Here is a 20,148-nt window from a genome sequence, read left to right on the forward strand (position 1 = left end):
GAACCTGGCCTTACTCTACACCACGCGGGCTGGCGCGTGGACCCTTTCCGTACTACGGGACGGCTACCGTTCGGGCTTCAGGAACAGGGCGCCCAAAGCCGGCACGGTGATCTTCACGGAATACGGACGGGAGTGGTACTCCTCCTTGTCCGCCACGATGTCCGTGTTGGCGATGCCGGAGCCTCCGTATTCCTTGGCGTCGGTGTTGAGGATCTCCTTCCACCTTCCTCCGCTCGGCAGCGGCACCTGATAGTCCTGCCATGCGGAGCCGGAGAAGTTGACGACCACCACGATCGGGTTGCCCTGCTTGTCCAGACGCATGAAGCTCAGCACATTATGGTCGGCGTCGTCGCTGGTCAGCCACTGGAAGCCCGCGGGCTCGAAGTCCTGGCTCCAGAATTCGGGGCTCTCCTTGTACAGCTCGTTGAGGTCCCTGACCAGCTTCTGCACGCCCTGGTGGTCCGGCCAGTTCAACGCGTTCCAGTCCACGGAGGACTTGTAGTCCCATTCGCCGTACTGCGCGATCTCGTTGCCCATGAACGTGAGGTTCTTGCCCGGGTGGGCCCACTGGTAGGCGAACAGCGCGCGCACGCCGGCATAGCGCTGCCAGTCGTCGCCCGGCATCTTGCCGAACAGCGCGCCCTTGCCGTAGACGACCTCGTCGTGGCTGATCGGCAGCACGTAATGCTCCGAATAGGCGTACATCATCGAGAACGTGATCTCGCCATGGTGCCACTTGCGGTTGATGGGGGCCTCATGCAGGTATTCGAGCGTGTCGTGCATCCAGCCCATGTTCCATTTGAGGCCAAAGCCGAGGCCGCCCTCGTCCGTGGGAGCGGTGACGCCGGGCCATGCGGTGGACTCCTCGGCGATCATCATGATGCCGGGGTTGCGGCCGTATGCCGTGGCGGTGGCCTCCTTGAGGAAGTCGATGGCCTCGAGGTTCTCGCGCCCGCCGTACTTGTTCGGCCGCCACTGGCCGTTCTCGCGGCTGTAGTCGAGGTAGAGCATGGAGGAGACGGCGTCCACGCGCAGGCCGTCCACATGGAATTCGTCGAGCCAGTAGCAGGCGTTCGCCACGAGGAAGTTGCGCACCTCGTTGCGGCCGAAGTTGAACACGTAGGTACCCCAGTCCGGATGCTCGCCGCGCAGCGGGTCCGGGTCCTCGTACAGCGGGGTGCCGTCGAAGCGGGCTAGGGCGAAGTCATCCTTCGGGAAGTGTGCGGGGACCCAGTCCATGATCACGCCGATGCCGGCCTGGTGGAAGGCGTCGATGAGCGCCTTGAGGTCGTCGGGGTGGCCGAGCCGGGACTGCGGCGCATAGTATCCCGTGACCTGATAGCCCCACGATCCGGTGAACGGATGCTCGGCGAGCGGCATGAACTCCACGTGGGTGAAGCCCATCTTCTTCACGTACGGCACCAGCTCCTCGGCGAGTTTCGTGTAGTCCATGCCGATCTTCCAGCTGCCGGCGTGGACCTCGTAGATGCTGATGGGGCCTGCGTGGGGGTCGGTCTTGCGGCGGTGGTCCATCCAGGCCTCGTCGTTCCACCGGTGCTTGGAGTCGACGACCACGGAGGCGGTGTCCGGCGGGATCTGATGGAGGTTCTCCATCGGGTCGGCCTTCTGCTTCCATTCGTGGTTGGCGTTGAGGATCTCGTACTTGTACAGCTCGCCGGCGCCGACCCCGGGGATGAAGATCTCCCAGATGCCGGAGGATCCCAGCTCGCGCATCGCGTGCTGGCGTCCGGACCAGCAGTTGAAGTCGCCCACCACGCGCACGGCGTGGGCGTTCGGAGCCCATACGGCGAACGAGGTGCCGCTCACGGTGTCGGGGGAGGAGCCGTCCGGATCGCCCAGGACGCTGTCGTAGGTGCGTACGTGGGCGCCGAGCACCTCCCACAGCCGTTCATGGCGTCCCTCGCCGAAGAGATACATGTCCATGTCGCCGACGGTGGGCATGTAGCGGTAGGGGTCGTCCACCAGCGCGGTGTCGCCGCCTTCGTAGGCGACGCGGATGCGGTAGTCGGGGACTGTGGGGCCGTCCGGCGATTCCACGGCGGGAATCACGGCCGTGAAGATGCCGTTCCATTCATGCTCGGCGGCGTATTCGCCGTCGGCGGTCACGATGGAGACATGCTTGGCGAGGGGGCGAAGAACACGGACGGTGACGTAGCCCTCGCCGTGCTGATCGTCGTTGATGTGCGGCCCGAGAACGGTGTGCGGGTCGTAGTAGACGCCATTGCTGACGTCGTCCAGGACCGCATGGTCGACGCTGACCGGTTGCGGAATGCTTTTCTCTTGTGTATTTGCCATACCACGAGTCTACGCAATAATCGGGTCGAAACGCTGAACGCCACGGCGAATTTTGAACGTTCATATGTGTGAGCGTTCTCTTGGCGGCGTTTCGGGAGTGTCCCGGGCCGCGTTGGAGACGGATGCCGCCGACGGTGAGGTCCACCCTTGATGCAATCATGAAATGTCTTCTTATATCGTTAGAGGGGCTCTACATGACATATCAGGTTGGCGATACCGTTGTCTATCCGCGCCATGGCGCCGCGAAGATCGAGGCGATCACCGAACGTGAGATGAACGGCGTCAAACGTACGTATCTGAAGCTTTCCGTGCTGTCCTCCGACGGTCTGGTCATCCAGATTCCCGCGGAGAACGTCAAGAAGGTGGGTGTCCGCGACGTGGTCGACGCCAAAGCCGTCGCCAAGGTGTTCGAGATTCTCCGCACGCCCATCGTCGAGGAGAAGACCAACTGGTCCCGCCGGTACAAGCTGAACGTCGAGAAGATCGCCACCGGCGATGTGAACAAGATCGCCGAGGTCGTGCGCGACCTCGCCCAGCGTGACGATGACGAGCACGGACTGTCCGCGGGGGAGAAGCGCATGCTCACGAAGGCGCGCAACATACTGACCTCCGAGATTTCGCTGAGCGAGAAGATCAGCGAGGAGGAGACGCAGCGTCTGCTCGACGTCAACCTCGGCTATTGCGAACCGAGGCCGGGCGACGACAAGCACCACACCAAGACGCCGAAGGAGCCGGCCAGCGAGACGCTGAACCGCATCGAGGCCGAGGCCAAGGCGGCGAAGGCCAAGAAGAAGGCCTCCAAGAAGTCGGCGAAATAGGGAAGCGCAAAGGGGGTTTCTCCCGGATTATGGAATCGCTTTCCATGGATGCGGTGCGCGTGGGACAGGGTTTCGACGCGCACCGTTTTGCCACCGCGGGCACGCACCGCGAACTCTGGGTCGCATGCCTGCGCTGGACCGATGACGAGGCCCGCGGCATCGAGGGCATGGCAGGGGACTCCGACGGCGATGTGGCCGTGCACGCCGTCATCGACGCCGTGCTGTCCGCAAGCGGGCTTGGGGACATCGGCACCCTGTTCGGTGTCGGAAAGACCAGCCGTGGGGCCGGCATGCGCGGGGACGCCATGCTTCGCACCGTCCGGGGATATCTGGCGGACAACGGCTGGCGCGTCGTCAACGCCAGCGTCGTCATCATCGGCAACGCCCCGAGGATCAGCGGCCGAAGGGACGAGGCCTCGGCCGCCATGAGCGAGGCGATGGGCGCCCCGGTCACGGTCGGCGCCACGACCACGGATGGCATGGGATTCACCGGCAAGGGGGAGGGCGTCGCGGCGATCGCCAATGCCATGGTCGTCAGGATGTGACGCCGTCCTGCGGCGTCACATGCCACGAATCGGCTAGCGTTCCCTGCACACGAGCTTGGCGACCGCCCACAGCAGCGTGCTCAACGTGACGATGACGAAGCTCGGCGGGGTGGGGAACATGGCGGACAACACCAGGCCGCCCCATATGCTGACGAGGCACAGCACACACGAAACGACGATCGCGGCGAACGGCGAGCGTGTGAGCATGGAGGCCGTGGCCGCCGGTGTGACCACGAGCGCGAAGATCAGCAGCGTGCCCACGGCCGGCACGGCGATGGTGATGACGCCGGCCATGATGGCCATGAACAGCACGTTCATCAGTGTGATGGGCACGCCCTTGGCCCGGGCCACCTGCTCGTCCAGCGAGCTGAACAGCAGCGGCCGGTAGATGACTGCCAGTACGAGCAGCAGCACGGCATCGAATATGGCGAATCCCATGATCTGGTCATCGGTGATGGTCAATATGGAGCCGAACAATATGGACTGCATCTGCTGCGAGGCGCTCGAGGACAGACGGGCGAAGAACAGGCCGAGGCCGGTGGCGAAGGCCAGCACCGTGCCGGTGGCGATGTCGCGGTCCGCCACGCGTTTGCCGAGCGCGCCGATGACGAGCGCGCCTCCGAGTGCGAACGCCCCCAGACCCAGCGAGACCGGCAGGCCGAGCAGCACGGCGCCGGTCGCGCCGGGCAGACCGATGTGGGCGAGGGCGTGCGCGGCGAACGTGGAGTGCCTGCTGATGGTGAAGTACCCCATGATCCCCGCCGCGAGGGAGATAAGCAGGCCGGCCTTGATGGCGTTGAGCATGAATGGCGCGGTGAGCACGGAGGCCCATTCGGGGTCGAATGCGAATTGGATGGTCATCGGTCCTCCCCATTGCCGTTTCCGGCGTCGTGATGATGGAACAGCGCGGCCTCCCGCACGTCGTGCGTGTCCTGCTCCCTTCCCTCCGGCTCCAGCCTGACATTCGGTGTCACGAACATGTCGCCCTGCGGGGTCGTCACCACTTCGACCCGCGTGCCGTAGAGATGGGTGAGGAGCTTGGAGTCCAGCACCGAGTTCATGGACGAGTAGTGCGGATGCCCGTCGAGCAGGTAAATCGCGCCGGTGAGGATCGGCAACAGCATGTTCAGGTCATGCGCCACCACCTGGATGGTCATGTCCCATTCGCGGTTCAGCCGGGCGAGCAGCTCGACCACGGCGCGCTGGCTGGCGATGTCGAGATTGGCCAACGGCTCATCGAGCAGCAGCAGCTCCGGGCCGCCGACCAGCGCCTGGGCGATGGCCGCCCGCTGCCTGAGGCCCCCGGAGAGTTCGTTGAGGCGATAGTCGGCCTTGTCCGCGAGCCCGACGAATTCCAGGACCTCTTCGGCGCGGGAACGCTCCGCCCGGGTGACGAAGTGGATGCCGAACCTGGTCCCGGTCAGGCCGAGCACCACCGACTGCCGTGCCGTGATCGTCGAATCCAGCCCGGATATATAGGACTGCGGCACATACCCGATGCGACGGTTGCTTTGGCCCGCCGGCGTGCCGAGGACCTCGATCGAGCCCGACGACAGGGGTACGAGGCCGAGTTCCGCATCCAGCAGTGTGGTCTTGCCCGCCCCGTTCGTGCCTACGATCGCGGTGACGGTGCCCCGTGGGATGGAGAAGTCCCCGTGGGACCAGATGGTCCGCCCCCCGCGTCGCACTGCGGCGTTGCGGAGGATGACGGCGTTGCCGCCGTCCGATGGAGTGGAGCCCATGATTCCTTCCTTGTCCTCGATATTGCTAATGAGAATAGTAATCAATAATTGTCGATTTCGTCCAGTCCGTCGTGTTGCGGCGTCGCGTGACCCATCGGGGAATGGCGATGCCCCGGACCGCAGGGGTCCGGGGCATCGGGTGGAGGACTATTTTGAGGATGATGCCGACGGCGAGGCCGATGACGTCGACGACCGCGGCTGCGGAAGGCCGGCGCTCTCGTCCAGCGCCTTGCCGATTTCGGAGATCAGCGCGTTCATCCAGCCGGTCAGCGTCTGCTTGTCCTCAGGAACCTGCTCGGAGACGTTCACCACCGGCACGTCGGACTTGTGCGCGGTACCCGTCACGAGATTGGTCATGTCGGAGGCCTCCTGCGGGTTGTTGACCACAAGCCCGGCCTTGTGCCCTTCGATGAGCGACTGCAACGCCTGCACGTCCGCCGGCGCCGGCTCGCTGTCGTTCAGCGACGCCTGCGTGTATTTCTCAGGGGTGACGTCCTTGACCTTGAGGTCGCTCATGAGATAGTAGGCCACGGTCTCGGTGGCGGCATAGGTGGCGTTCGGATGCTGTCTCGCGAAGGTGTCCATCGTGGACTCCAGTTCGGTCTCGCTCTTCTGCCAGGCCTCCAGCTTGTCGGTGAAGTACTGCTTGCTCTCCGGCTTCGCCTTGGCGAAGGCGTCGGATAGCTCCTGGGCCATGGCCTTGCGTGCGTCCTTGGAGAACCACAGGTGCGGATTGTCGCCGTCGGAGGCGCCCACGGCGTCGGCCGCCGTGACGACGGTCGTGTCGCCGCTCACGGCCTTGGTGGCCCAGTCATCGTATCCGGCGCCGTTCGCCACGAGGATCCTCGCCTTGGATATCGTGGCGATGTCGCTGGTCTGCGGTTCGAAATCATGGGCGTCCACGTTCGTCGAGCCGAGGATCGACGTGACCTTCACCTGATCGCCGCCGAGCTCCTTGGCGAGGATTCCCCACTGGTTGATGGAGGAGACCACGGCGATCGGGTCGAACTGCGTGGTCGGATCCGCGCCCTGCTCCGTGCTCTGCGAGCCCCCGCACCCCGTAAGCCCGATGACGGCCGCGACGCACGCCACCGCCGCCGCGCCTGCGCGCAGCATCCCTCTCATCGTTCTCTCCATATGCATCGCCGCCTTCTGCGTTTTCCAAATCCGTCCGGGGCATCCTCGTCGCCGCCCCGGAATCCCATTCCATGGACTGTTTTCACGATAGCTTAAGATGCGGAGTAACGTAATTCCGGCACACGGAAGAAACAGGAAGGAGCCATGCGTCATATGGCACAGCGTTTGGATGGCAGACAGGCTGCGGCGGCAATCAAGGCCGACCTCGCGCGTCGGGTGGAGCGCCTCAAGGAGCATGGCGTCACGCCCGGATTGGGTACGCTGCTGGTGGGGGCCGACGCCGGTTCGGTCAAATACGTCGCCGGCAAGCATCGCGACTGCGCCGAGGTGGGCATCGCCTCCATCGCCGAGGAGCTGCCCGAGGATGCCGGCTACGACGCCATCGTCGACGCCGTGCACAGGCTGAATGCGAATCCCGCGTGCACAGGGTTCATCGTGCAGCTGCCCCTGCCCGGCGGCGTCGACGAGAACCGGGTCATCGACCAGATCGACCCCGCCAAGGACGCCGACGGCATGCATCCGTACAACCTCGGCGAGCTGGTGCTGCATCCGCGCGGGGAGCTCTCCACGCCGCTGCCGTGCACCCCCCGGGGTGTCGTGGAGCTGCTTGCCATGAACGGCATCGACCTCGCCGGCAAGCATGTGGTCGTGCTCGGCCGCGGCATCACCATCGGCCGCACCATCGGGCTGCTGATCAGCCGCAAGGAGATCAACGCGACGGTCACGTTGTGCCATACCGGCACCAAGGACGTCCATGGGCTGATGAGGCAGGCCGACGTCATCGTGGCCGCCATGGGCAGCGCGCATTTCGTCAAGCCCGACGATGTCAAGCCGGGGGCCGTGCTCGTCGACGTCGGTGTCAGCCGCGTCACCGACCCCGAGACCGGCAGGTCGAGGATCCTCGGCGACGTCGATCCCGCGGCCCATGAGGTATGCGGCGCCTACACGCCCAACCCCGGCGGCGTAGGGCCCATGACCCGGGCCATGCTGCTGCGCAACGTGGTCGAGATCGCCGAACGGTCGCTGTAGGGGGCGCGGACCGGGTGCGTCGCGCCGGTGCGCGACACGCCCGGGTTCCTGCGGATGTTTTTGACCATGGATTCGATTACACTTGTTCGGGTGCGCCGAGCAGGTGCACCTATACAACTGAATAACGATATTATCCACCCAACTATTTAAGAAACCATATATTTACATGGCAGAGAACAACACTGAAGTCACCAAGGTCGCCATCAACGACATCGGCACCGAAGAGGACTTCATCAAGGCAGTCGATTCCACCATCAAGAACTTCGATGATGGTGATCTGGTCGAAGGTACCGTCGTTAAGATCGATCGCGACGAGGTGCTCCTGGATATCGGCTACAAGACCGAGGGTGTGATTCCCTCCCGCGAACTTTCCATCAAGAAGGACGTCGATCCTGACGATGTCGTCGAGGTCGGCGACACCGTCGAGGCCCTTGTCATCACCAAGGAGGACAAGGAAGGCCGTCTGATTCTGTCCAAGAAGCGTGCCCAGTACGAGCGCGCCTGGGGCGATGTCGAGAAGATCAAGGAAGCCGATGGCGTCGTCGAAGGCACCGTCATCGAAGCCGTCAAGGGCGGCCTCATCGTGGACATCGGTCTGCGTGGCTTCCTGCCGGCCTCCCTCGTCGAGATGCGCCGCGTGCGCGACCTGGCCCCGTACATCGGCCAGAAGATCCAGGCCAAGATCCTGGAGCTCGACAAGAACCGCAACAACGTGGTCCTGTCCCGTCGCCAGTACCTCGAGGAGACCCAGTCCGAAGTGCGCGAGACCTTCCTCTCGCAGCTCAAGAAGGGCCAGATCCGCGAGGGCGTCATCAGCTCCATCGTCAACTTCGGCGCCTTCGTCGATCTCGGTGGCGTCGACGGCCTCATCCACGTCTCCGAGCTGTCCTGGAAGCACATCGACCACCCGTCCGAGGTCGTCAAGGTCGGCGACAAGGTCACCGTCGAGGTGCTCGACGTCGATCTCGACCGCGAGCGCATCTCCCTGTCCCTCAAGGCGACCCAGGAGGATCCGTGGCAGCGCTTCGCCCGCACCCACGTCCCCGGCCAGATCGTCAAGGGCAAGGTCACCAAGATCGTCCAGTTCGGTGTGTTCATCTCCGTGGACGACGGCATCGAGGGCCTGGTGCACATCTCCGAGCTCGCCAACCGTCACGTGGAGAACCCGGAGACCGTCGTCAAGCCGGGCGAAGAGGTGTTCGTCAAGGTGATCGACGTCGATCTCGATCGTCGCCGCATCTCCCTGTCCCTCAAGCAGGCCAACGACTCCGTCGACATCTCCTCCGAGGACTTCGACCCGGCTCTGTACGGCATGCCCGCCGAGTACGACGAGCAGGGCAATTACAAGTACCCCGAAGGCTTCGATCCGGAGACCAACGAGTGGATCGCCGGTTACGAGAAGCAGCGCGAGGAGTGGGAGTCCCAGTACGCGGCCGCCCACGACCTGTGGGAGCAGCACAAGGAGTTCGTCGCCAAGGAGCTCGAGAACGCCGAGGCCTCCGCCGCCGCCGATGGCCAGGGCGAGCCGAAGCAGGAGAAGGTCGAGGAGACCTCGAACTACTCCTCCGAGTCCTCCTCCGAAGGCACCCTCGCCGATTCCGACCAGCTGGCCGCCCTGCGCGAGCAGCTGCTCAACGAGAAGAAGTGAGCACGGCTTTCGATAGCTGATTGATGGAACCCGGTCGTCAATACCGTTGACGGCCGGGTTCCTTCGTATACTGGGAGCAGCATGGCCGGGGCCTGGAATCGACGGGTCGCATGGCTGGATGATGCGACGACGGGCAGGGAGGCCCCGGCGCATCACGCGGGAGACGAGGAGGACCTGCAGTGTTCACACGAGTCGGACTGACCGGCGGCATAGCGGCCGGGAAAAGCACCGTCGCCAGGAGATTCGTCGAGCTCGGCGCGTTCGTCATCGATTATGATGCCCTCGCCCGGGCCGCCGTGGCCAAGGGAAGCGAGGGGTTGGACGAGGTCGTACGCCGTTTCGGCCGCCATGCGCGTGGATGCGATGGGGAGATGAACCGGGCATGGGTCGCCGCGAACGTGTTCTCGGACCCGAAGAGGCTGGAGGAGCTCAACCGCATCCTCCATCCCATCATCTTCAGGGACGCGGGGCGTCTCGAGTACGAGTGGCTGGATTCGCACCCGGAACCCGCGGACGGGTCCCGGCGCCTGGTCATCCACGACATCCCGCTGCTGGTGGAGACCGCCCGATGGGATTACTTCGACGCCATCATCACGGTCGAGGCCCCCGAGGAGGTTCGGATCAGGCGCATGGTCAGGAACCGGGGCATGAAACGGTCCGACGCGGTGGCCCGCATCCGCAGCCAGGCCACACAGGAGCAACGGTTCGACATCAGCGACTACGTCATCGATTCCACCAAACCCCTCGAACAGATGTTCGAGGATGTTGATAGACTGTATCGCATACTGACGCATCCCGTGTACTGACGCCGTCCGCGCCGATCCGGGGATGGGGAACTTCAAGTACGGGGCAGGTCATGGGATACAACATCGAACGCATCAACAAGCCATTCGTGGTCAAGTCGCCGTACAAGCCGAGCGGCGACCAGCCGCAGGCGATCGACGAGCTGGCGCGTCGCATCGAGGCCGGTGAGAACGATGTGGTGCTCATGGGCGCCACGGGCACCGGCAAGACGGCGACGACCGCATGGCTCATCGAACGACTCCAACGCCCGACGCTGATTCTCGAGCCGAACAAGACGCTCGCCGCGCAGCTGTGCGCCGAGTTCCGCGAGCTCATGCCGGACAACGCCGTGAGCTACTTCGTGAGCTACTACGACTACTACCAGCCCGAGGCGTACATCCCGCAGACCGACACCTACATCGAAAAGGACTCCAACATCAACGACGACGTGGAGCGTCTGCGTCACGCCGCCACCGCCAACCTGCTGACGCGGCGGGACTGTGTGGTGGTGGCCACGGTGAGCTGCATCTACGGACTCGGCACCCCGGAGGAGTACGCGGGCCGCATGCTGTTCCTCAAGGAGGGGCAGGAGATCAACCGCGACGACCTGCTGCGCAAATTCGTCGACATGCAGTACAAGCGCAACGACATCGCCTTCACCAGGGGAACGTTCCGCGTGCGTGGCGACACCGTCGAGATCATCCCGGTCTATGAGGAGCTCGCCATCCGCATCGAGTTCTTCGGCGACGAGATAGACCGCATCTCCACCCTGCATCCGCTCACCGGCGATGAGATCGCGCACGAGCCGGAGGTGCACATCTTCCCCGCCTCCCATTACGTCGCCGGACCGGAGCGCATGGAGCGGGCGCTGAAGACCATCCGCCAGGAGCTTGACGAACGCGTGGCCGAGCTGAAGAAGCAGGGTAAGGACCTCGAGGCGCAGCGGCTCACCCAGCGCACCACCTACGACCTCGAGATGCTCACGCAGATCGGCGTCTGCCAGGGCGTGGAGAACTACTCCCGTCATTTCGACGGACGTGCCCCGGGCACCCCGCCTCATACGCTGCTGGATTTCTTCCCCGATGACTTCCTGCTGGTCATCGACGAGTCCCATGTGACCATCCCGCAGATCGGCGCCATGTACGAGGGCGACGCCTCGCGCAAGCGCACGCTGGTCGAACACGGGTTCCGCCTGCCGAGCGCCATGGACAACCGGCCGCTCAAATGGGACGAGTTCCTCGAGCGCATCGGCCAGACCGTGTACCTTTCCGCCACGCCCGGAGACTACGAGCTGGGGCTTTCCGACGGTGTGGTGGAGCAGATCATCCGCCCGACCGGCCTCGTCGACCCGAAGATCGACGTCCGCCCCGTCGAAGGCCAGGTCGACGACCTGCTTGGCGAGATCAAGGACCGCGTGGCCAGAAACGAGCGTGTGCTCGTCACCACGCTGACCAAGAAGATGGCCGAGGACCTCACCGACTATCTGCTGGAGCGCGACATCAAGGTCGAGTACCTGCATTCCGACGTCGACACGCTGCGGCGCGTGGAACTGCTCCGCGAGCTGCGCGAAGGCAAGATCGACGTCATCGTCGGCATCAATCTGCTGCGTGAGGGTCTGGACCTGCCCGAGGTCTCGCTCGTCGCGATACTCGACGCCGACAAGGAGGGCTTCCTCCGCTCCTACCGTTCACTGATCCAGACCATCGGACGCGCGGCGCGCAACGTGTCGGGCACCGTCATCATGTACGCCGACCACCGTACCGACGCCATGACCAAGGCGATCAACGAGACCAACCGTCGCCGGACCAGACAGATCGAATACAACAGGGAGCATGGCATCGACCCGAAGCCGCTGATCAAGAAGATCAGCGACGTCAACGACATGCTCGCCAAGGAGGACGTCGATACGCAGACCCTGCTCGAAGGCGGCTATCGCAACGCGAACAAGGCGGGCAACTCCCATCTGGGCGTCCCGTCGTTCAATGCCGACGAGGCGGATAAGCGGCACAGGGAGATTCTCGAGGCGGGGCTTCCCGCGCAGGACCTCGCCGACCTCATCCGGCAGCTCAGCGAGCAGATGCACACCGCCGCAGAGCAGCTGCAGTTCGAGCTCGCCGCTAGGCTGCGCGACGAGATCCGCGACCTGAAGAAGGAGCTGCGGCAGATCACCGAGGCGCAGAAATAGCAGGGACAATCGTCGGATGCCGGAGCCCCGCCGAAGGGGATGCCGATACGCCGGCATGGGCTTGGCGATGCCGGGTGCCGGTGGGAGGATCCGGCAATACAATATATTGGTGTTTTGGTGTTGCGATGCATTCCGCGAAGGAGGAGCATGATGGCAAAGGGCGACCGGACTTCCGGCGATCCGCGCATGGGGCGTATCGCCTCATATGCCGTGGTCGCGGTCCTCGTGGTGGCGATGATGGTGTACGTCGGCGTGCGATACAGCTGGTGGCTGACGGTGATACTGCTCGTCGTCATGATTCCCGCGGGCATTGCCACGCTGTACCTCGGCCTTCATCCGGAACGGACGGGCGGACGCAGCATGCTTGGCATATCCGACGCGTCGACGCTGCTCGATCCGCTGCGCGGCGGGAGGGGAACGGCACAGGCGCGTCCGAACGCCGATGGGCCGTCGTCCGGACGACGCGACGACGATGAACGGCCGGCCGCCTCCAAGCGCCCGGTTTTGTAAAAAAACGCCAGAATTTCCATGCCGTCCCCCGCGAGGTCATAAACCTTCCGTATAGTGATGACACATGGCTGAGACTCCACTGTGGTTTATGGCGGGCACGTTCGTCGTGCTCGCCGTGTTCTTCATCATCGATCTGTTCATCATCGGACGGCGGCCACATGTGCCGTCCACCAAGGAATGCGTGCAGCATATCGCGTTCTTCGTCGTCATGGCGCTGATCTTCGGCGGCATCGTATGGGGCGTCGCCGGCGCCAAACCCGCCATCGAATTCTATTCCGGCTGGCTCACCGAATACTCCCTGAGCATCGACAACCTGTTCGTGTTCGTCATCATCATGGCGAACTTCGCCGTTCCGAAGCAGCTGCAGAAGTTCGTCCTCTCCATCGGCATCACCATCGCCCTGATTCTGCGAGGCATCTTCATCCTGCTCGGCGCGGCGATCATCACACGATTCACCTGGGTGTTCTTCCTCTTCGGCGCGTTCCTGCTGGTCACGGCGTTCAAGCTCGCCTTCGGCAAGGACGACGACGAGGAATACCATGAGAACGCCCTGATCTCCACGCTGCGCAAGGTCATCCGCATCTCGGACGAATACGATGGCGAACGGCTGCGCACCACGAAGAACGGCGTGCGGTACTGGACCCCGATGCTCATCGTGTTCCTCGCCATCGGCACCACCGACGTCATGTTCGCCTTCGACTCCATCCCCGCGATCTTCGGCCTGACCAAGGACCCGTTCATCGTGTTCACCTCGAACGTGTTCGCGCTTCTGGGACTCCAGCAGCTGTACTTCCTGCTCGGCGCCCTGCTCGACAAGCTCGTCTACCTGCCGGTCGGACTGTCGGTCGTGCTCGGGTTCATCGGCGTCAAGCTCATCATGGAGGCCCTGCACGGCAATACGCTGCCGTTCATCAACGGCGGGCAGCCCATACACGCCGTCCCCGAGGTGCCGACCTGGCTGTCGCTCGCCGTCATCGTCGTCTCCATCGGCACCGCGGCCATCGCCAGCGTGCTGAAGATGCGCGCGGTCGAGGCCAAGGCGTCGCAGCGGGACTGAGCCGTCGTCGGGATGGATGCGGTTTTGCTATTGTTATCGTGTCCAGCCCTGAACGGACGCGCGGCGCGGTGCGCATCGGGACGTTACCCGGCGTTCATGCAACACGCCGCCGCGGTTATCGGTCAGGTCGTGAACAGCTAGTAAGCTAATCCATGGCAACAGCGGGGACGTTCCCTGATCCCCGTCCGTCTAGAAGGAATAGGCAGGCAATATGCGTAAAGCCAAGATCGTAGATACCATCGGACCCGCCACCGAGTCTCTCGAGAACATTACCAAGCTCGTCGAGGCGGGCATGGACGTCGCTCGTCTGAACCGCTCCCATGGCACGCCCGAGGATCATCTGAAGGTCTACAACAACCTCCGCGAGGCCGGCAAGACCGTTGGTCGCAATGTCGCCGCCCTGGTTGATCTGCAGGGCCCGAAGATTCGTTGCGGCTGGTTTAAGAAGAACGCTGAAGGCGAAGACAAGGTCATCCTCAAGGAGGGCCAGGAGTTCGTCATCACCACCGACGACATCGAGGGCGACGAGCACATCACCTCCACCACGTTCAAGGGACTGCCGGGCGACTGCCACCCCGGTGACCCGATCCTGATCGATGACGGCAAGGTCCGTCTCGAGGTCACCAAGGTCGAGGGCAACAACGTTCACACCAAGGTCGTCGTGGCCGGACCGGTCTCCTCCCACAAGGGCATCAACCTGCCGGGCGTGGCCGTGAGCCTGCCGGCGCTGACCGAGAAGGACGAGGCCGACCTGCGCTGGGCCATCCGCACCGGCGCCGACATCATCGCCATGTCCTTCGTGCGCTTCGCCACCGACATCGACCGCGCCCACGAGATCATGGACGAGGAAGGCCGTCGCATCCCGATCGTCGCCAAGATCGAGAAGCCGCAGGCTCTGGAGAACCTCGAGGACATCGTCAAGGCCTTCGACGGCATCATGGCCGCCCGTGGCGACATGGCCGTCGAGTGCCCGCTGGAAGAGGTCCCGCTGGCCACCAAGCGCATCATCGAGCTGGCCCGCAAGTACGCCAAGCCCGTCATCGTGGCCACCGAGGTCCTGGGCTCCATGGTCCACTCCCCGGTCCCGTCCCGCGCCGAGGCCTCCGACTGCGCCAACGCCGTGCTTGACGGCGCCGACGCCACCATGACCTCCAACGAGACCGCCGTCGGCGAGTACCCGACCGAGACCGTCTCCACCATGGCCCGCATCTCCGGCTACGCCACCTCCCATGGCTTCGACCGCATCCCGGCGCTCAAGAACCTTGACATGTCCAAGTCCGGCGCCGTCTCCTCCGCCGCCGTGGACCTGGCCGACAAGCTCAACGCCAAGGCCATCGTCGCCTTCACGCAGACCGGCGACACCGTGCACCGCGTCTCCCGCGAGCGTCCGGCCGCCCCGATCTACGCGCTGACCGCCAACGAGCACACCTACCACTGGCTGGCCCTGAGCTGGGGCACCGAGGCGTTCCTGCTCGACAAGGACTACCACGACATGACCCGCAAGGAGGTCATGGCCCTCACTGACGCCACGCTGAAGGCTGCCGGCAAGGTCGAGGACGGCGACCGCATCGTCGTGCTCAGCTGCTCCCAGGGCGACCACAAGCCGGGCAGCACCGACTCCATCTACGTGCACACCGTCGGCCACAAGGCCTGATGCGCCGTCGATGATTCGGTAACGGCATTCCGAACGAACGAAAGGGTTGGGCTGCGCGACACTGAACACGCAGACCAACCCTTTTGTTTGTCAAGCGAAACAAAGTAGTGTAACATCCCATGAGTAATGCCCCGGTATCCCAATTGGTAGAGGAGACAGCCTCAAAATCTGTACAGTGTGGGTTCGAGTCCCACCCGGGGCACTGGCTGATAAGCAAGGAAGCAATTTCGCTGATTATAACTGAAAGGGGCGGAAATGGCAGACATGGACGTTGATGAGATGGTTGACGATTCCAAGGGCCGTACCGTAGTCGTAGCGGAGGATGAGGCCCTTATTCGTCTTGATATCGTCGAGTCCCTTCGTGGAGCCGGATACGACGTGGTCGGCGAGGCCGCCAGCGGTCAGGAAGCCGTCGACCTGGTCAAGGAACTCGTCCCCGACGTCGTCGTCATGGATGTGAAGATGCCCGGCAAGGACGGCATCACCGCCGCCAAGGAGATCGCGGAGGAGAATCTGGCTCCGGTCGTCATGCTGACCGCGTTCTCGCAGCAGAATCTTGTCGAAAAGGCCGCCGACGCTGGCGCCATGGCCTATGTGGTCAAGCCGTTCGTCCCCGAAAAGCTGTTCCCCGCGCTCGAGGTGGCCATCAGCCGTTTCGACCAGATGAATGCTCTGCGTGACGAGGTTTCCGATATGAAGGCCCGTTTCGAGGCCCGTAAGCGTGTGGACCGGGCCAAGGGCCTGCTTATGGAGAACATGGGCCTCACCGAATCCGAGGCGTTCCGCTGGATTCAGAAGACGTCCATGGATCGTCGTCTTACCATGCAGGAAGTGGCCGACGCGGTCATCGAACAGGTTCAGGGATAACAAGAAGAACGACACCGAAAAAGGAGTCTCATGGTTCTGTCCTCGCAGGAGACGAGTACGGCGACGGCAGACAGGAGACTGCTCGTCGTCGATGGCCATTCGCTGGCGTTCCGCGCCTATTTCGCGCTGCCCGTCGACAACTTCAGCACGGAGTCTGGTCTCGCCACCAATGCGGTGTGGGGTTTCGCCAACATGCTGTCGAGGGTCATCCTCGACGAGCATCCCACGCACGTTGCGGTGGCGTTCGACGTCAAGGGGGGCACGTTCCGCAACGAGCTGCTGCCGCAGTACAAGGGCACGCGCGACGCTGCCCCGGAGGACCTGCTCGAGCAGCTGCCCGTCATCCAGGACATGCTCAAGGCACTGGGCGTCACCTATATTGAAAAGCCGGGGTACGAGGGCGACGACGTCATCGGCACGCTGGCGACGATGGGGGAGCGGGCCGGTTTCGACACATTGGTCCTGTCCGGAGACCGTGACGCGTTCCAGCTGATCGATGATTCCATCACCGTGCTCTATCCCGGGCATCATTTCAAGGACCTCAAGCATATGACGCCCCAGGCCGTCGAGGAGAAGTACAAGGTGTCTCCGCGGCAGTACCCCGATCTGGCCGCATTGCGGGGCGAGACCGCGGACAACATCCCCGGTGTTCCCGGTGTAGGCGACGGATTCGCCGCGAAATGGCTCAACCAGTTCGGCTCCCTGGATGGCATCATCGACCATGCGGACGAGATCAAGGGCAAGAAGGGCGAGGCCCTGCGCGAGCATATCGAGCAGGTGAAGCTGAACCGGCAGGTCAATGCGCTGGTCCGGGATCTCGACCTCGGTGTGGAGATTGACGAGCTCGTGCTCTCCCCGCCGAATCTCACCGCCGTCGACAAGCTGTTCGCCAGACTCGAGTTCGGTCCGCGAACCAAGTCCCGTGTGCTCAAGGCGTTCCCTGAAGGCATCACGGAGACGGATCATGACGACGGGAACGACACCGATGGCGCGGACATCGCGGAGCCACAGATCGATGTGCTGCCTTCGGATGGCGACGCATCCATCATGACCGGGTTCCGGGCTTGGGCGACGGAGCACATTGCTGGCCGCATCGCGCCGGGCACGGCCCCGACCGCTGCCGGCGACATCGCCGACCCCACGGGGACCGCCGAATCCTTCTGGACGATGCTCGCCGATGGGTCGACACGGCTTGGCACCAGCCATCTGACCTCGCTGGTCCTCGTCTCACCGGACAACCATGCCGTCATCCTGGACCGTGAACAGGCGCAGACCTGCCGTGAGGCACTCGTCTCATTGCTCGAATCCCATTCCGGCTCGCTCGCCATGCATGGCTATAAGGAGCAGCACCATCTTCTCGCATCCATCGGCATCGACGTTCCACATCCCTGGTTCGATACGCAGCTTGCGGGCTATCTGGTCGAATCGGACTATCATCCCGATTCTCTGGATGCCGCCGCGACGCATTTTCTGGACATCGTTCCCGACGAATCGAATCAGCCCGTCCAGGGGGAGCTGTCGTTCGACGATGCCGGGGACTCCCCGGAGCCGGGCAGGACGGAGGCCGACATCCGCGCGCGGAGGGGCGCATACGTCGTTGAACTGACACGCCATCTCGTGCCCATGACCGTACGGCGCGAGCAGTATTCGCTGCTGCACACCATGGAGATTCCCGTCTCCCAGGTCCTTGCCGGCATGGAATCGACGGGGGCGGCGGTCGATGAGGAAAGGCTGACCGGCATGCGCGACCGCTTCGCCACTGAGGCCCGCGAGGCCCAGGAGCAGGCCTGGCAGGCGGCGGGAAGGCAGATCAACCTGCAAAGTCCGAAGCAGCTGCAGTCCGTGCTGTTCGACGACATGGGACTGCGTGGCACCCGCAAGACCAAATCCGGCGGATACACCACCGACGCCGCGGCCTTGCAGGAGATGGCCATCCGCAACGTGAACAACGAACGGGCGTCCACGTTCCTCGTGGCGTTGCTGCGGCATCGAGAGACCAACAAGCTCAAGCAGATCGTGCAGAGCCTGCTCGACGAGGTCAACCATGACGACGGACGCATCCACACCACGTTCGAACAGACCGTCGCCGCCACCGGCAGGCTGAGCTCCGCCGCACCCAACCTGCAGAACATTCCCAACCGCAATGCCGCCGGACGTGAGATCCGCAGCGCGTTCGTGCCGGGGGAGGGTTTTGTGTCGCTGATGAGCTGCGACTATTCGCAGGTGGAGTTGCGCATCATGGCGCATTGCTCCGGCGATGAGGCCCTGATCGAGGCGTTCCGCTCGGGCGCCGACTTCCACCGGTATGTGGCGTCGCTCGTCTACGGCATCCCGATGGACGAGATCACCGGTGACCAGCGCTCCCACGTCAAGGCGATGAGCTACGGACTCGCGTACGGCCTGAGCACCTACGGCCTGGCACAGCAGTTGAAGATATCGCCGGCCGAGGCCGATGTGCTCAAGGACAAGTATTTCGCCACATTCGGCAAGGTGCACGAATACCTCGAGGGGCTGGTGTCCCAGGCGCGCAGCAACGGCTACACGGAGACGCTGTTCGGCCGGCGCCGATACTTCCCGGGTCTCAGGTCCGGCAGCCGAAGGGTCCGCGACGCCGCCGAGCGCGCCGCACTCAACGCGCCGATTCAGGGGACCGCGGCCGACATCATGAAGCTCGCCATGATCAAGGCGGATGCGGAGCTGCGCGAACACGACATGCGCAGCCGCATCATCCTGCAGATTCATGACGAACTCGTGCTGGAAATAGCCCCCGGCGAGTCCGAACAGGCCACGTCGCTCATCAGCGACGCCATGGAGCATGCGGTGAGCCTCGACGTGCCGCTCGACGTCTCCACCGGCATCGGCGACGACTGGCAGCTTGCCGCGCACTGAGCGCACTGAACGGAAGGAGCCCGACATGGCCGAAGAACCAAGCCTGTACCAGATCGTGAACGTGCTGGAGACGCTGTATCCCCTGCGGTACGCGGAGGAGTGGGATGAGCCCGGGCTCATCGTGGGCGATCCCGCCTGGTCGGTGAGCCGCATCTACTGCGCGGTCGATCCCACCTCCGAAATCGTGGACGAGGCGATCGCCCATGGCGCCAGCCTGCTCATCACCCATCATCCGCTGTTCTTCCGTTCGGTGCATGAGGTGTCCGGACTGGGCTTCCGCGGCGATATCGTCAATCGGCTCGTCGAACACCATTGCGCGTTATGGGTGGGCCATACGAACGCGGACTCCGCGCACCGCGGCACCGCCCACGCGTTCGCCGACCGTCTCGGACTCGTCGACCAGCGGCCATTGGTCCCCATTCATGACGACCGCAGTGAATTCTCGGTGGGATTGGGCCGTGTGGGCTCATTGCCTGAGCCGACGACGCTGCGTGAACTGGCGACGCGTGTGGCACGGCTCCTTCCCGAAACCTCCTTGGGCATCCAGGTGGCCGGCGACCCGGACGAACCGGTACGGCTCGTGGCCACGCTGCCCGGCTCCGGCGATTCGCTGTTCGACGAGGTCCGTGCCAGCGGCGCCGACGTGTACATCACCAGCGACCTGCGACATCATCCGGCCACCGACGCCTGGCAGCAGGCGAAATATGAGACGCGTCTGCGCGCACAAGGATTCGCCGTCGGCCATGGCGACGCCACACCTCGTCCCGCCCTGATCAACACCCCGCATTCGGCCATCGAACGCTCGCTGTTCCATTATCTCGTCGGCGATGTGCGGGACGCCATCGCGAACCGGCTCGGCGTGACGATTCCCGTGGAATTGTCGCAGACCAATACGGATCCCTGGACGTTCCGCATGGGCTGAACGCCGGACGATTGCCATGATGCGTCACCAATGCGTCATGATGCAT

16 protein-coding genes and 1 tRNA gene are annotated in these 20,148 nt (G+C 63.9%); 13 read left to right on the forward strand and 4 right to left on the reverse strand.

Annotated features, from left to right (window positions below):
• Positions 1-63: 63 nt before the first annotated feature.
• Positions 64-2,316, reverse strand: a complete 2,253-nt coding sequence (gene glgB / locus KIH77_RS04000) for a 1,4-alpha-glucan branching protein GlgB (protein WP_219099803.1) — start codon at positions 2,314-2,316, stop codon at positions 64-66.
• A gap of 194 nt (positions 2,317-2,510) precedes the next feature.
• On the opposite strand from glgB, the gene KIH77_RS04005 reads away from it, so the two are divergent.
• Both KIH77_RS04005 and ispF read left to right on the forward strand, forming a co-directional pair.
• The gene (locus tag KIH77_RS04005; protein WP_219099804.1) at positions 2,511-3,134 is read left to right on the forward strand and encodes a CarD family transcriptional regulator; all 624 of its coding nucleotides are present in this window, start codon (positions 2,511-2,513) and stop codon (positions 3,132-3,134) included.
• 29 nt (positions 3,135-3,163) lie between these two features.
• Positions 3,164-3,679 (forward strand): 2-C-methyl-D-erythritol 2,4-cyclodiphosphate synthase, encoded by a 516-nt coding sequence (gene ispF / locus KIH77_RS04010; protein ID WP_236024446.1) that lies wholly within the window; start codon positions 3,164-3,166, stop codon positions 3,677-3,679.
• 33 nt (positions 3,680-3,712) lie between these two features.
• On the opposite strand, the gene KIH77_RS04015 is transcribed toward ispF, so the two are convergent.
• The 3 genes from KIH77_RS04015 to KIH77_RS04025 all read right to left on the reverse strand — a co-directional run bounded on the left by KIH77_RS04015 (position 3,713) and on the right by KIH77_RS04025 (position 6,546).
• Entirely contained in the window at positions 3,713-4,540 is an 828-nt protein-coding gene (locus KIH77_RS04015; RefSeq protein WP_219099805.1) for a metal ABC transporter permease, read from the reverse strand.
• Positions 4,537-5,421: an ATP-binding cassette domain-containing protein gene (locus tag KIH77_RS04020; protein WP_219099806.1), complete on the reverse strand. Its 885-nt coding sequence runs from the start codon at positions 5,419-5,421 to the stop codon at positions 4,537-4,539. The genes KIH77_RS04015 and KIH77_RS04020 overlap by 4 nt, the downstream gene beginning before the upstream one ends.
• A 147-nt stretch (positions 5,422-5,568) precedes the next feature.
• Positions 5,569-6,546, reverse strand: a complete 978-nt coding sequence (locus KIH77_RS04025; protein WP_236024447.1) for a metal ABC transporter solute-binding protein, Zn/Mn family — start codon at positions 6,544-6,546, stop codon at positions 5,569-5,571.
• Between the two features lie 165 nt (positions 6,547-6,711).
• Here KIH77_RS04025 and KIH77_RS04030 point away from each other — a divergent pair, with 165 nt between their 5' ends.
• The 11 genes from KIH77_RS04030 (at position 6,712) to KIH77_RS04080 (ending at position 20,102) form a co-directional block, all read left to right on the forward strand.
• Complete coding sequence (locus tag KIH77_RS04030; protein WP_219099808.1) at positions 6,712-7,587, forward strand: bifunctional methylenetetrahydrofolate dehydrogenase/methenyltetrahydrofolate cyclohydrolase; 876 nt, start codon at positions 6,712-6,714, stop codon at positions 7,585-7,587.
• Positions 7,588-7,753: 166 nt separating this feature from the next.
• A complete protein-coding gene (gene rpsA / locus KIH77_RS04035) occupies positions 7,754-9,235 on the forward strand; it encodes a 30S ribosomal protein S1 (protein ID WP_219099809.1) in 1,482 nt (493 codons plus the stop codon).
• A 179-nt stretch (positions 9,236-9,414) separates the two neighbouring features.
• Positions 9,415-10,041 carry a dephospho-CoA kinase gene (coaE, locus tag KIH77_RS04040; protein ID WP_219099810.1) on the forward strand — a complete coding sequence of 209 codons (627 nt, stop codon included), beginning with the start codon at positions 9,415-9,417 and terminating at the stop codon, positions 10,039-10,041.
• Between the two features lie 50 nt (positions 10,042-10,091).
• Positions 10,092-12,203, forward strand: a complete 2,112-nt coding sequence (gene uvrB / locus KIH77_RS04045; protein ID WP_219099811.1) for an excinuclease ABC subunit UvrB — start codon at positions 10,092-10,094, stop codon at positions 12,201-12,203.
• Positions 12,204-12,350: 147 nt separating this feature from the next.
• Complete coding sequence (locus tag KIH77_RS10420; protein WP_236024448.1) at positions 12,351-12,713, forward strand: hypothetical protein; 363 nt, start codon at positions 12,351-12,353, stop codon at positions 12,711-12,713.
• A gap of 64 nt (positions 12,714-12,777) precedes the next feature.
• Positions 12,778-13,770: a TerC family protein gene (locus KIH77_RS04055; protein WP_219099812.1), complete on the forward strand. Its 993-nt coding sequence runs from the start codon at positions 12,778-12,780 to the stop codon at positions 13,768-13,770.
• A 211-nt stretch (positions 13,771-13,981) separates the two neighbouring features.
• Positions 13,982-15,424 (forward strand): pyruvate kinase, encoded by a 1,443-nt coding sequence (pyk, locus tag KIH77_RS04060; protein WP_219099813.1) that lies wholly within the window; start codon positions 13,982-13,984, stop codon positions 15,422-15,424.
• Positions 15,425-15,552: 128 nt separating this feature from the next.
• A tRNA-Leu gene (locus KIH77_RS04065) sits at positions 15,553-15,626 on the forward strand.
• Between the two features lie 62 nt (positions 15,627-15,688).
• A complete protein-coding gene (locus KIH77_RS04070) occupies positions 15,689-16,291 on the forward strand; it encodes an ANTAR domain-containing response regulator (protein ID WP_109136476.1) in 603 nt (200 codons plus the stop codon).
• A 30-nt stretch (positions 16,292-16,321) separates the two neighbouring features.
• A complete protein-coding gene (polA, locus tag KIH77_RS04075; RefSeq protein WP_219099814.1) occupies positions 16,322-19,180 on the forward strand; it encodes a DNA polymerase I in 2,859 nt (952 codons plus the stop codon).
• Positions 19,181-19,205: 25 nt separating this feature from the next.
• The gene (locus tag KIH77_RS04080) at positions 19,206-20,102 is read left to right on the forward strand and encodes a Nif3-like dinuclear metal center hexameric protein (protein WP_219099815.1); all 897 of its coding nucleotides are present in this window, start codon (positions 19,206-19,208) and stop codon (positions 20,100-20,102) included.
• Positions 20,103-20,148: the final 46 nt, after the last annotated feature.

The sequence above is a fragment of the Bifidobacterium pluvialisilvae genome, from assembly GCF_019331695.1.
Classification (GTDB): domain Bacteria; phylum Actinomycetota; class Actinomycetes; order Actinomycetales; family Bifidobacteriaceae; genus Galliscardovia; species Galliscardovia pluvialisilvae.